16 protein-coding genes are annotated in these 13072 nt (G+C 42.5%); 7 read left to right on the top strand and 9 right to left on the bottom strand.

What is annotated here, in order from left to right; genetic code table 11:
• The first annotated feature begins 307 nt into the window (after positions 1 to 307).
• Positions 308 to 688 (top strand): hypothetical protein, encoded by a 381-nt coding sequence (locus NI467_RS01800; RefSeq protein ID WP_151206130.1) that lies wholly within the window; start codon positions 308 to 310, stop codon positions 686 to 688.
• A 72-nt stretch (positions 689 to 760) separates the two neighbouring features.
• On the opposite strand, the gene rhlB is transcribed toward NI467_RS01800, so the two are convergent.
• On the bottom strand, positions 761 to 1912 hold the full coding sequence (rhlB, locus tag NI467_RS01795) for an ATP-dependent RNA helicase RhlB (RefSeq protein WP_151204186.1): 1152 nt from the start codon (positions 1910 to 1912) through the stop codon (positions 761 to 763).
• 97 nt (positions 1913 to 2009) lie between these two features.
• Positions 2010 to 2225 carry a cold-shock protein gene (locus NI467_RS01790; protein WP_004280099.1) on the bottom strand — a complete coding sequence of 72 codons (216 nt, stop codon included), beginning with the start codon at positions 2223 to 2225 and terminating at the stop codon, positions 2010 to 2012.
• 386 nt (positions 2226 to 2611) lie between these two features.
• Here NI467_RS01790 and NI467_RS01785 point away from each other — a divergent pair, with 386 nt between their 5' ends.
• The 5 genes from NI467_RS01785 to NI467_RS01765 all read left to right on the top strand — a co-directional run bounded on the left by NI467_RS01785 (position 2612) and on the right by NI467_RS01765 (position 5374).
• Positions 2612 to 2845: a sulfurtransferase TusA family protein gene (locus tag NI467_RS01785; protein ID WP_151204207.1), complete on the top strand. Its 234-nt coding sequence runs from the start codon at positions 2612 to 2614 to the stop codon at positions 2843 to 2845.
• A gap of 140 nt (positions 2846 to 2985) precedes the next feature.
• Positions 2986 to 3855: an RNA polymerase sigma factor RpoH gene (rpoH, locus tag NI467_RS01780; protein WP_151204185.1), complete on the top strand. Its 870-nt coding sequence runs from the start codon at positions 2986 to 2988 to the stop codon at positions 3853 to 3855.
• A 124-nt stretch (positions 3856 to 3979) separates the two neighbouring features.
• Entirely contained in the window at positions 3980 to 4345 is a 366-nt protein-coding gene (locus tag NI467_RS01775; protein ID WP_151206128.1) for a DUF423 domain-containing protein, read from the top strand.
• Positions 4346 to 4379: 34 nt separating this feature from the next.
• The gene (thiS, locus tag NI467_RS01770) at positions 4380 to 4577 is read left to right on the top strand and encodes a sulfur carrier protein ThiS (protein WP_151204183.1); all 198 of its coding nucleotides are present in this window, start codon (positions 4380 to 4382) and stop codon (positions 4575 to 4577) included.
• Between the two features lie 14 nt (positions 4578 to 4591).
• Complete coding sequence (locus tag NI467_RS01765) at positions 4592 to 5374, top strand: thiazole synthase (protein WP_151204182.1); 783 nt, start codon at positions 4592 to 4594, stop codon at positions 5372 to 5374.
• 64 nt (positions 5375 to 5438) lie between these two features.
• Here the strand turns inward: NI467_RS01765 and NI467_RS01760 are convergent, their stop codons facing one another.
• From NI467_RS01760 to NI467_RS01750, 3 genes are all read right to left on the bottom strand, one after another.
• A complete protein-coding gene (locus tag NI467_RS01760) occupies positions 5439 to 6071 on the bottom strand; it encodes a YiiX/YebB-like N1pC/P60 family cysteine hydrolase (RefSeq protein WP_253150612.1) in 633 nt (210 codons plus the stop codon).
• On the bottom strand, positions 6043 to 6453 hold the full coding sequence (locus tag NI467_RS01755; RefSeq protein WP_151204180.1) for a DUF4878 domain-containing protein: 411 nt from the start codon (positions 6451 to 6453) through the stop codon (positions 6043 to 6045). The genes NI467_RS01760 and NI467_RS01755 overlap by 29 nt, the downstream gene beginning before the upstream one ends.
• A gap of 73 nt (positions 6454 to 6526) precedes the next feature.
• Positions 6527 to 7138 carry a glutathione binding-like protein gene (locus tag NI467_RS01750; protein ID WP_253150610.1) on the bottom strand — a complete coding sequence of 204 codons (612 nt, stop codon included), beginning with the start codon at positions 7136 to 7138 and terminating at the stop codon, positions 6527 to 6529.
• A 566-nt stretch (positions 7139 to 7704) separates the two neighbouring features.
• Between NI467_RS01750 and trmB the strand changes: the two genes are divergently transcribed.
• Positions 7705 to 8421 (top strand): tRNA (guanosine(46)-N7)-methyltransferase TrmB, encoded by a 717-nt coding sequence (trmB, locus tag NI467_RS01745; protein WP_151204178.1) that lies wholly within the window; start codon positions 7705 to 7707, stop codon positions 8419 to 8421.
• A 229-nt stretch (positions 8422 to 8650) separates the two neighbouring features.
• On the opposite strand, the gene NI467_RS01740 is transcribed toward trmB, so the two are convergent.
• The 4 genes from NI467_RS01740 to NI467_RS01725 form a co-directional block, all read right to left on the bottom strand.
• The gene (locus tag NI467_RS01740; RefSeq protein ID WP_258170000.1) at positions 8651 to 9433 is read right to left on the bottom strand and encodes a Rossmann-like and DUF2520 domain-containing protein; all 783 of its coding nucleotides are present in this window, start codon (positions 9431 to 9433) and stop codon (positions 8651 to 8653) included.
• A gap of 75 nt (positions 9434 to 9508) precedes the next feature.
• Positions 9509 to 10306, bottom strand: a complete 798-nt coding sequence (locus tag NI467_RS01735) for a thioesterase family protein (RefSeq protein WP_253150608.1) — start codon at positions 10304 to 10306, stop codon at positions 9509 to 9511.
• A gap of 63 nt (positions 10307 to 10369) precedes the next feature.
• A complete protein-coding gene (locus NI467_RS01730; RefSeq protein WP_253150606.1) occupies positions 10370 to 11038 on the bottom strand; it encodes a class I SAM-dependent methyltransferase in 669 nt (222 codons plus the stop codon).
• A gap of 283 nt (positions 11039 to 11321) precedes the next feature.
• Positions 11322 to 13010 (bottom strand): AMP-binding protein, encoded by a 1689-nt coding sequence (locus NI467_RS01725; RefSeq protein ID WP_151206121.1) that lies wholly within the window; start codon positions 13008 to 13010, stop codon positions 11322 to 11324.
• Between the last annotated feature and the right edge of the window lie 62 nt (positions 13011 to 13072).

Here is a 13072-nt window from a genome sequence, read left to right as displayed (position 1 = left end):
AGAATCGGCAACTATTGAAATTTCAGAAATGGATTGCGCCATAAGCTAAAACTGAGCAGATCAGGTATAAAACGAAGCGAATAGCAAGGCCGGAATATTAATAGCAAGCTTCATAACCAAATTTGAGATCGTTTTAGCCACATAAACGGAAACAAGGCATCGTTTTGTTTAACAAAGCAAAAGTATAAGCATGCTTAAGTGCACAGGGCTATACTAAAAATTGCTAAACTTATACATCAACCACAAAATTTGTAGTTCTTTCTGTGGTGAAATAACTTCTATTTAGCGGATTTATCAGGACAGCATCATGAAAAAAACAATGGCATTCGGCGGGCTAGCTCTTTCTACGCTCATTTTAACAGCATGTGCTTCCAACCCAACTTCCTCACTAGCAGTGCAAAAAGAAAACAATCTGTTTGAGGTAACCGGTTTAGGAAAAACCCAGTTAATTGCGAAAAACAATGCAATTGCAGCAGCCAATAAAGCCTGTGGGTCGCGTAGCACCACCATCGTTGTAGATGAGCAGACTGCCTATAATGGTGCATTAAAAGGTGTTGTGGATGAGCAGACAGGCCAAATTATTCAAGCCGCTGCAACAGTTTTAGGGAATATTGCCGGAACCAATACCGGGCTAAACCAGAAGGATGACTATCAAACCACCTTAACTTTCCGCTGTCAGGCTAAATAATTTTTTAATAAATAAGCATAAAAAACCGCTCTTTAAGAGCGGTTTTTTTATATTCATCCACTGCCAATCTGATTAACAGTAACCTTCCAGACGGGTTAATGGCAGCTTTTGCCCAATTGCTTTTTCAATTTCAGGCAGATAGAACGCATCATCCTCAGAAAGAAAACTGATACTCACACCTCGACTTCCTGCACGTCCAGTACGACCAATACGGTGTACATAATCATCTGACTGCTCTGGCAAAGTAAAATTCACCACATGCGATACACCGTCAACATGAATACCACGTCCTGCGACATCCGTTGCAATCATGATGTTATGGTTGCCATTTTTAAACTGATCCAACATCTTCAGACGTCTGTCCTGTGCAATTTCACCAGAGAGCATCACCACTTTATAACCATCACGTTTTAAATGATCATACAGTCTACGCACCTGGTCACGGCGGTTGGCGAAAATCATGACCTTCTCGATCGGCTCATCCCGTAACACTTCTTGCAGCAATTTATATTTATCCGCTTTAGCGACCATATAAACACGTTGCTCAACATCAGCATTGGTTTTCTTTTCCGGCTCAATCTCTACGGTAACAGGTTCAAAGAGCCATTGCTGTGCCAGATTTAGAACATCATAACTAAAGGTTGCAGAGAACATTAGAGTTTGGCGCTGCTCCTTACGCGGAGAGAAACGCACAATCCGCTTAACTGATGGAATAAAGCCCATGTCGAGCAAACGGTCCGCTTCGTCAATGACCAGAAACTCGATTTGATCCAACCAGACTTCTTTCTGGTCAACAAAGTCGATCAGACGACCTGGAGTCGCGACCATAATATCCACGGGTGCTTTATCCAGTTGTGCCTTCTGCTTGTCAAAATCAACACCACCCAGCAAAGTCACGACACTCAAACCACTGAATTTCGTCAGGTCCTGAGCATCACTTTCAATCTGCAAAGCCAGCTCGCGGGTAGGCGCCAAAATCAGGGCACGCGGCTCCCCACGATAACGCTGCTCCTTAATCGGATTATTCAGCAGGTCGTTGATCACACTAATTAAAAAGGCTGCTGTTTTTCCGGTACCTGTTTGTGCACGACCAATCGCATCATGACCCGCCAGTGTGAATTTTAAAACCTTCTGCTGAATCGGCGTCATGGAGTTAAAGCCTAAGGCATCAATTGCTTTTTTCAGTTGGGGGTGTAAATTTAAGGTTTCAAAACCAGATGACATAAAGCGCTGCTCTAATTCAATGATCAAAAAGATGGGAATAGTATAAACAAAAAACGCCCCAATTTATATTGGAGCGCTTTTCAGATTAATCCGAAGATTAGTCTAAAGGTTGAACTTCTTCAGCTTGGAAGCCTTTTTGGCCTTTTACAACACTGAATTCAACACGCTGGCCGTCACGAAGTGAACGATGACCGTCACCTTGGATAGCACGGAAATGAACAAATACGTCATCACCGCCATTGCGTTGAATAAAGCCGAAGCCTTTAGTGTCGTTGAACCATTTTACTACGCCTTGTTCACGAGCAGCTGTCATTAGTTAATCCTCATTGATACTAAAAAAAGGACCACCCGGTGTTGCAAACAGCAGAGCAAACAAGTTTGAAAATATTATTTTTAAGCTTGTAATCATTCTGTAAAACTATTAACAAAATCCCGGTTACATCCATGGTGTTATAGGGTGAAAAACAACTAAGTTGTTTAACTGAAATCCTAATTACCCAACGAGCTTAGCACGGGTTTATGACAATTAATAGATATTTTTTAGCTTTGTTCTTTTTGATTTAGTTATTTTTTTCACAAAATATGTCAAATAGCAGATAAGTGTTAGTTGATGTATCTTTTTGCTCAAAAATTTGGGTTTTGGCATCCTATTTGCTATTATTTATGGTCTTTTTTAAAGGTGGTACGGATAAAGCAGTCATGGGGCAAAATAGCGACCAAATCAGTATCATAGATGCGATGGGCAAACCCTGTCCGATGCCGCTACTTATGTTAAAGCGTGCATTAAAAGCTCAACCTGGTCTGACATTTTTACTAAAGTCTTCTGATCCGCATAGCCAGACTGATGTGACACGCTATTGTCAAATCCATCATTTAACATATGAATTTAGACAGATTTCGGCCACAGAGTTTCACTACCTGATTGAATCTTAAAAAAATTCAATTAGACTGGATAGCTTCACAAACGTATAAAACTTTACATTTCTCTACCCAAATATCCATTATTTGCGGAGAGTTTGGATTAAGATTAAACCTAGTTAAGGGTTAAATCCCCCGCACTTCAAGGAGAACACATGAGTGACAGCCGCAATCAATTGATGCCCCTGTCATTATCGGCGCCAGGTGTCAATCTCGGTGCTTATATTAGTACTGTCAATCAAATTCCTATTTTAACAGCCGAACAAGAAAAAGAGTTGGCTGAACGCTATTACTATGACCAAGATCTCGATGCAGCAAAAATGCTGGTCATGTCACACTTGCGTTTTGTGGTGCATATTGCACGTAGTTATGCAGGCTACGGCCTGCCTCAGGGTGACCTGATTCAGGAAGGTAACCTGGGTCTGATGAAAGCAGTAAAACGCTTTGACCCGAACATGGGTGTACGTCTGGTGTCATTTGCAGTGCACTGGATTAAAGCTGAAATTCATGAATATGTGATTCGTAACTGGCGTATTGTCAAAATTGCCACCACCAAGGCACAACGTAAACTCTTCTTTAATTTACGCAGCCTGAAAAAGTCATCGAAAAAACTGACGCTCGAAGAAGCAAAATCAATTGCGAATGACTTGAATGTCACACCAGAACAAGTACTGGAAATGGAAGGCCGTCTGACGGCATATGATGCTGCTTTTGATGCCTCAGGCGATGACGATGACGAAGGTTCAACCCATGTTGCACCGGCTTTGTATCTTGAAGACAACCGTTATGATCCGGCGCGTTTGATTGAAAATGAGGACTATGAGGAACAAAGTACCTCTGCCCTGCACGACGCCATGGAACAACTGGATGACCGTTCACGTAATATCTTGCAGCGCCGCTGGCTCGATGATGAAAAATCGACTCTGCATGAACTGGCAGCCGAATACAATGTTTCTGCCGAACGTATTCGCCAGCTGGAAAAAAATGCCATGGAAAAAATTAAAGTTGCAATGTCATCTAACTGATATTTTGAATTTGCATGATTTGATATTGTCAAAAAAAGCCTTCCTCCCAGAAGGCTTTTTTATGCCGGCAATTTGACTTTTATGCTAAAGTTAAGCGCAAACTTTATGGGGAAGATCAATTCAAATGTGGATTGCGATTTCAGCACTCAATCTTGCACTTGCAGTCCTGCTCGGTGCATTTGGTGCACATGGTTTAAAGGCACGGGCAACTGAAGCGCAATTGGCCTGGTGGCAGACAGCGACAGATTATTTTTTCTATCATGCGCTGGGTTTACTGCTTCTGGCCATCATGAGCCGAGTCATTCCAGAGTTGCCGATCAAGTGGAGCTTTGTCCTGATTCAGGCTGGAATTTTCTTCTTTTGTGGTTCTCTTTATATTATGGCACTAGGCCTGCCACGTGGTTTAGCTGTTATTACGCCCATTGGCGGTGCTTTAATGATTGCCGGCTGGTTAATTCTGGCCTGGAATGCCGTAAAATATATCAAATAAGTCTGAAGCTTTAATCAATCATGGAGGGTTGCCAATGCTGGTTTATATCAATGGCGAACAACAAGATACTCAATGCAAAAACCTGCTGGAACTGGTTCAAAGTCTTGCACTTGAAGGCAAGCGCTTTGCAGTTGAGGTCAATGAAATGATTATTTCTAAAAGCAGATTAGGTGAAACATTAATTTGCGAAGCAGACAAGATAGAAATTATTCATGCAGTCGGTGGCGGCTAATACTTGGGATAACTATGCAAGATTTATTACAGATTGGTTCACGCCAATTCCAGTCTCGCCTTTTAGTAGGTACAGGCAAATACAAAGATTTAAATGAAACGGATCAGGCAATTCAGGCCAGTGGTGCAGAAATTGTGACCGTTGCGATTCGCCGTGTAAATATTGGCCAGCATCCGGATCAACCAAATTTACTTTCAGTGATTCCCCCTGAAAAATATACGATCTTGCCCAATACAGCAGGTTGTTTTGATGCCAATAGTGCAGTACGGACCTGCATGCTGGCACGGGAACTACTCGACGGACATAATCTGGTCAAACTGGAAGTCTTAGGTGATGAAAAAACACTTTATCCGAATGTGACTGAGACCTTAAAAGCAGCTCGCACTCTGATTGACGATGGTTTTGAAATCATGGTTTATACTTCAGATGATCCAATCGTGGCTCAGGAGCTTGAAAGCATGGGCTGCGTGGCGATCATGCCATTGGGCAGTCTGATCGGCTCAGGACTTGGTATCCTCAACCCGCATACGCTTTCCATTATTAAGGAAAATGCCAAAGTTCCGGTACTGGTCGATGCAGGTGTAGGTACAGCCAGTGATGCCGCCATTGCGATGGAACTGGGCTGTGACGGCGTGCTGATGAATACTGCAATTGCAGCTGCACAAAACCCGATTCTGATGGCCTCTGCGATGCGTAAAGCAGTAGAAGCAGGCCGTGAAGCCTTCCTGGCAGGTCGCATGCCGCGTAAGCGTATGGCCAATGCCAGTTCGCCGGAAACTGGTTATTTCTTTAAATAAATCTCATTATAGTCAAAGAATTGTATGATTCTTTGACTATAATTTAGCTTTTACTCATCCTAAATTATCTATTTTTATAAATCAGTTCGACGGATTCACGCTTTAATAAAGCATCAGGAAAAAGCAACTCCCCCTGCAAGCCTGGCAATTCAACCTTACTCCAGACCAGTTTATTACGTAAAGATAATGGAAGTTTCTCCGCAATAATCGTAGTGCAATAACGATGCGTCTCACCTCTTGATCCTAAAATAAATTGCTCTCCTACCTGCCTTGCCACGGCCCTAGCAATATCTTTTCTTTTATCTGGCTCTAAACTGCTTTCTCTATAAACCGCCCACTTTTTTGCTCGTTTTGAGTCAACAAAATCACTGATATCTGATTGAATCACTTGATTTAAATATGAGGGATCGTCATCTGTGGTCGCATGCACCACCAAAATATTCGGTTGAGTCGCTGCAATCACGCCAATATGTGAATACTCACTCCCGCTCAGCTTTTTGATTAAAAAACTTTCGTAACCCACCCCCTCCCGAACAATCCAATCACCCACTTGAAATGCATGCTCGGGTATATAAATCTGTTTATCTGGCTTTATAGTATCTTTGGAGGAGAACCCAATAAAAAGGCAGATTAGAATAACTAATCCGCCCAAAAACAAAATAAACCGATTATAAATCAACTTTCCATTTATCTTCATTTTTGATAAGTTTTACTCGATCTGTTACAGAATTAGAGCCTTCATTTTTAAAGCTGACTCCGATAGTCACCCGTCCTTTGCCATTTGCTTCATCGATATTTTTGTCTACCACACTAATTTCTTTGACTCCGCCTTTACGTTCAGCTTGCTCTTTAGCCTTTGCCGCGCCAGCTTTTATTTTGCCTTGAATCATTTCTTCAGAACCTGCTTGGGCTTTAACATTTTCAGGTATATAAATATAAGAGAGCATTTTTTCTGAGTCGCCTTTATAGGCTGCTGTAACATATTCTTGAGCTACATTTTCTGGATTTTTAACATTACTACATGCAACCAACATGCCCGTTAACCCAAAACTTAATACTAAATTTAGTATTTTCTTCATCTTATTTATTCCAATAGCAATTATTAAATGAAAGTCAAAAAAAAAGCATAATAATTATGCTTTTTTTAAAATTTTAAGGAATTAGACCTTCATCTCGCATTGCAATCTGTACAGACTGCCGCGCCGCAACTTTGTTTCGAAGATGAATAATATTCTTATACGGACTTAAATCATGCTCAATATGATTCGACCAATTAGTCAACACAAACAGATAAGCATCGGCTGGGCCAAAGTTATCATCAACCAGATAGTCATTGTCTGATTCAGCAATCGCTTTGTCGATATAACTTAATAGACGATCGACTTCTGCATAGGCTTTTTTCTTTTCATCATCGGATAACTTGCCACCAAAGAACACCGCATAAGCATCATGCAATTCTGAATTGAGATAACCTAACCATTCCAGCACTTTGGCACGTCCCATGCCAGAGGGTGGAATCAGATCCTGTTTGGGATCATGTTGTGCAAGAAACGGTAAAATTGCCACATTCTCTGTCAGAGTTAAACCCGGGTTAATTTCAAGTGCAGGTACATAGCCTTTGGGATTAATTTCGTAATAATCCGTACCTTTTTCTGTTGTATGGCTTTTTAAATCAACACGTTCTAAATCAAAGTCGACATTAATTTCATTTAAAATAATATGTGCTGCCAATGAGCAGGCACCCGGCGAATAGTAAAGCTTCATTTCTGATCCTTGTTCTACACTTCTCAATGTTTTAAAACGCTTCTGACAAACTTTCAAGCGATCAAACCTGTAAATTGCAAAAAAGCGTAACTGTCATTCCAAGACATTTACTTCTTCAATATTGAGGAAATCACAAGCTTTTGCAAGCCTATCTTGTGTAGATTTTTATCTGTATCTGTTTAAGAGACACGGGCTTTCCTTATTGAGAGGCGATTTTGTGATACGCCTTAAAAGTGGAAAGTTTTCTAGTGTCTGGAGAGTGTATTGACAGAGCAGAGGATGAAGCCTGAATTACGAGCAAGCTTAAATATTCGGGACTGGATCTGACTCATGCATGGGTTTAAGAGATGACTTCGGTGAATATACTGGATCACTTGGGTCAGAAATTTAAAGTCAAAAATATTTGAACATCTCATTTAGTTTTATTGACAAATAGAGCCAAGAGTTCTTTTTATTTGACTTTGGGAATCCAACCGGCTTTTTATGGATAAATACCGAGAAAAGTTTGACTTGCTCCGCTCAGGACTTAAAATACCGCATTCTGAATTTTTAGTTTTGCCAAAATTATGTCGAACGATCAATTAGACCAGCACGTCGTAGAGCTGGACAATTTAAGCGAACACCGTGAAATTGTGACATTTATGCGGCGTTCAGCGCCATTAAATACCTCTCAACGTACTGCGCTTGAACAATATGGTCACTTAATTTTGGAATATCCGGTAGGTGATTTACGTCAGCATTTTGAACATCCTGAACGTCCGTTAACGGTAGAAATCGGTTTCGGCATGGGCCGTTCCCTGGTATTAATGGCCAAAGCCAATCCTGAGCGCAACTTTATTGGGATTGAAGTACATGTTCCAGGAATTGCCCAATGTGTCTATGAGGCTGGAATTGAAGGCCTGACTAACCTGCGTGTGCTAGATGCCGATGCAATTCAGGTATTGCGTGAAATGCCGGACAATAGCATTAATACAGTTCAGTTATATTTCCCTGATCCATGGCAGAAGAAACGTCACTTCAAACGCCGTTTTGTTTCGCATGACCGTATGCCACTGGTAGAGCAAAAGCTGGAGCTTGGCGGAACTTTCCATGCCGCAACGGACTGGGAACCGTATGCGGAATGGATGCTTGAAGTATTGGAAGAACGTCCACGACTGGAAAATCTGGCGGGCAAAGGCAACAGCTACCCACGCCCGGACTGGCGTCCACAAACCAAATTTGAGCGTCGCGGCATTGAAGCCGGCCACAAGATTAATGATTTTATCTTCAAGAAAATTTCTTAATCTAAGTTTTAAAAAAGCGCTGACCTGATCAGCGCTTTTTTTATTGGAAAATTTTATCTTTCAGCCAGAAGATTAGTGCAAATCCTGCGCCTATCATCGGGCTTAAAAGACAAACAACGCTTCACCCCTATAGCATGTCCATTTTTATTATTTTTTTCTGCGCATTTTTACTTAAATTTAAAGAGTGAATGCAACCAAATCTAGCTTATTCAATTAAAAATCAACCCATTCATTTTTGATGACGCGCTAAAATCTGCTGGCTTAACAGCTGATAAACCTTTTGTAAATCGTCTCGTTGCATTTTCGCCAGCATCTGCTGATGCATTTTAAGGATATTTTCATCCCCTCGCATTGCAGGTCCGGTTTGCATTTGGCGTGGATCATTCTGAGTGGCTTTCTTGGCCGTTTCCAGCATCAATGGAGAAAGCAGGCTAAAATCAACCTGCTGCGCATCGACCACCTGTTTGGCCATATCATAACAGTAATTGCTAAAATTACAGGCAAATACCGCTGCTAAATGCAGGCTTAAACGTTGCTCAGAGCTGTAGAGATAGACCTTCTTGCTCAGGCTATTTGCCAGAGTATGAAGTTTCCCCTCGTCTTCATCATCATGTGCTTCGATAAACAAAGGGGTATTTAACCAGTCAATTTCACGCTCCAAACTGAAGGTTTGAAGAGGATAAAACACTCCGGATTTTGGATGTACATCACGCAGCACATTTAAGTGCGTACTGCCTGATGTATGTACTATCAATACGTCTGGCAGATAGTTATGTACCTGCTGGATGACTGTTTGGATCGATTGGTCACTGACTGCAATAATAACCAGATCTACATGACTATCCAGCTGTTCAGGGCTGGTGATGGCCTGAGCTGTGCATAGATCAGCCAGTTGCTGGGCTTTTTCAACACTCCGGCTATAGATCTGTACAATTTCATGCTGGCCTGACAATACACGGGCGAAGTGATAAGCCACGCGCCCTGCCCCGATGATACTTATCCGCATCTGCATATATTCCTGATAAATTGCACACAGCATGCCAATAAAAAAAGGACGAAGCAATTCGTCCTGATTTTTAAAGAGATGTTAAAATTTCCGAAGGGTCAGAATCTGCTCACTGCGTCCGAATGGCCCGTGAATATCATGCAGAATGCCGCTGGTCAAACCGATACCATCTTCGCCATATTGCTGCACTACTTCCAGCCCCAACCATTCACCTTGTGGCAGACGGTGCATGTGAATCTGCAAGTCCAGATTCGGGAATCCCCAGCCTGCACTCGGGTCCTGACGTGGCACGATACCATTCGCCGTGTCGACCATACCGAGCAAACGGCTAAAGGCGGTCGTTGTCTGTCCCTCTACCATGTCCAAAGAGTTTTTGAGCCAGACAATCCCTTTGCCTGCCCGATGATCGGCATGCGCACGCGTTTCAATACTCTGGATATAACCGCCTGGCCAGCAGCGCATGCCTTCCCACACGGGTAAAAACTCTGGACTTTCAATCGGAAAATCTTCTAGACCGGCGATGGCGCGAGTATCCGAAGTTAGCATTTTCCAGGCACGCGCAACGATACAGGTTTTTCCATTCGCACACATTTCTGCTTCAACCAGCTCAATGGTTTTACCCGGACGAAGCATGCGGGTGGTAATTGAAAACTCACCAAAAGCAATCAATCCAAAGATATCCAGTCCGACCCGACCAATTCGCATATCCTCTCGTGGCTGAAACTGTTCCAGCTCTACACAGAGGATACCTGTTGCTGGGGCCATATGCTGTTCATGAGGATTCCATGCGCCTTGGGCATGAATATTGGAACGGTAATAAGCCGTAGTACTACCATCTGCATGCTGCTCACGTTGAATTAAACTGTAATATGCCGACATTCTTCTCTCTACTTCCTTGAATAATCTCTTTAACTTTATCGCAAATATAATGCTTTATGATCTTTATTTTTCCAAAAAAAAGCCATAATAATTCATAATTTGACAATAAGTTTTGCAGTGCTTGAATCCGACTTTTGTCAAAAGGCCTTTGAAGTCTTCAGTCGGAATCAATGCAAAATCCTGCTGTAATCTGGCCAGCATGTTTTCACTTTGCCGGAGACTTAATCCCGTCTGCTGCGCCATTTTTTGCATGATCTGTAGTGCAGTTTCATTTTCTGGCTGCATCAGGTCATAAGTCAACATGATCCCGCCTGTTTTAAGACTTTCATAAATATGCTGAAAAAATTCGGTTTTCTGTGGCTCAGGAATAAAATGAGCGACCAGAATCGCCAGTGCTGCATCGAAAGTATCCCGCTCCAGTCCGTGGGTAGTGCTCTGTATAAACCGGACTCTCTGCTCGGCAGCAAAAGGAGCCAGATTTTTTTTTGCCTGTTCCAGCATGGTGACTGAAGGATCAATCGCCGTAAAAGTCCAGTGTGGATGCTGCTCTAACAGATAGGACAACTCATATCCTGTTCCGCAGCCCGCAATCAGAATATGTGCATTTTCTGGTAATTCCGTACTGAGAATAGCCTCAATCTGCTGATGCACCAGTTCATAAGCAGGAATTAATTTACGGATGTGATCATCATAACTGGCGACCACCACTTCACTGTGAAAGTTTTTTGCCATCTGTTTACTCTGATTTAGATAGTCGATATATGAAGTTTTATATTGCAATAAGACTTTATATAGAAATGCATTTTTATCTATTTAAAGAAATTGCTAAACGCATGACCTCAATTTGCACGATGGATTCTTCTTCCATTCTGCAGGTGCTTCGTTACTTTGACTGGGCAACGTAACCAAACCCCTCTGTTTCATTGATATGGCATCCTTGCCATACAATGAAACGGCGGCATCCATGCCGCCAGGTCATCTGATCAAATACTATTTAAACTTAACTTTAATTAATTTAAGCAATCTCTTTTAGATTTAGTTCTTCACGCATAAATTCACGCAGCTTGAACTTCTGCGCCTTACCTGAAGCTGTCATCGGGAATTCATGAAAGAAACGCACATAACGTGGCACTTTGTTATGAGAAATATGCTCGATACAATACTGACGAATCGCCTCTTCAGTACATGAATCATTTTCATGCAGAATGATACAGGCACAGAGTTCTTCCCCATATTTATGGTCTGGGACACCAATGACCTGTACATCTGAGATCGCAGGATGGGTATAGAGAAAATCCTCAATTTCTTTCGGGAACAGGTTCTCGCCACCACGAATCACCACATCCTTAATACGCCCCTTGATTTTAATAAAGCCTGCGTCATCCATTTCAGCAATATCACCGGTATGCATCCAGCGGGCAGCATCAATAACTTCGTGGGTTTTTTCCTGATCTTCCCAATAGCCGAGCATCACGGAATAACCTCGTACACAAAGCTCGCCCAGTTGACCACGCGGAACCACTTTACCCTGTTCATCTACAATTTTAACTTCCAGATGCGGATGGACGCGACCAACCGTACTGACTCGCTGCTCAACACTGTCTTCAGTCGAGCTTTGTGCACTCACAGGTGCAGTTTCAGTCATACCATAACAGATGGTTATTTCAGACATATGCATGCGTTCAATCACACGCTGCATAATCTCTTGTGGACATGGACTGCCTGCCATAATGCCGGTACGCAAGCTGGACAGGTCAAACTCATCAAACCGTTCATGTTCCAATATGGCAATAAACATGGTCGGGACGCCATAAGCTGCCGTACATTTTTCTTGCTGGATGGCTTTTAAGGTTTCCAGCGGATTAAAGACTGCAGACGGATAAATCATGGCTGAACCGTGGGTAATACAAGCCAGATTCCCCATCACCATACCAAAGCAGTGGAATAGCGGCACTGAAATACAGACCCGGTCTTCCGGTGCAAGGTGAATTGCCTCACCCACAAAATAGCCATTATTCAGGATATTGTTATGGGTCAGCATGGTGCCTTTCGGATTACCAGTCGTGCCCGAGGTAAACTGGATATTAATGGTTTCATCGAACTGCAATTCACTGGAGATCTGTTGCAGTTGTTCCAGTTCTTGGGCACTTGGGGGAGGCAGTAAATCCTGAAAACGGTGAATCCCTGTATGCTGCTGGTCATCAATTTTGATTACATGCTTTAAATGTGGCAGGCGCTCTGCATTAAGCAACTTGTCTTCGGTCTCTTTTAACTCTGGTGCAATTTTGGTCAGAATTTCCTGGTAGTCCGTGGTTTTAAACTGTGAAGCAATGACCAAGCCCTTACAGGACACCTTATTCAGCACATATTCCAATTCATTGCTTTTATAGGCCGGATTCAGGTTGACCAGAATAATGCCAGCCTTGAAAGCAGCAAACTGGGTAATGGTCCATTCCACACAGTTCGGCGACCAGATCGCCAGACGATCACCTTTTTGCAGGCCCAGTTTCAGCAACTGACAGGCAAAAGCATTGACCTGTTCCTGTAGCTGCCGATAACTCAGGCGTACATTCTGGTGCAGACTTACCACTGCATCCCGATCCGCATACTGCTCGCAAGCCTGGTCAAATTTTTCACCAATTGTCATCCCCAATAAGGGCTGGCTGCTGGTTCCATAGGCATAGCTTAACCGTACTTGTGTCATTGAATCGATCTCCTTGATTCTTTGTAATTCTGATTTCAACTTTACTAATTGTTTTATGACCA

It is taken from the genome of Acinetobacter sp. S4397-1 (assembly GCF_024129285.1).
GTDB lineage: Bacteria > Pseudomonadota > Gammaproteobacteria > Pseudomonadales > Moraxellaceae > Acinetobacter > Acinetobacter lwoffii_C.
The sequence above is the reverse complement of the archived record's forward strand: the minus strand, read 5'-3'. Positions and strand labels throughout refer to the sequence as shown.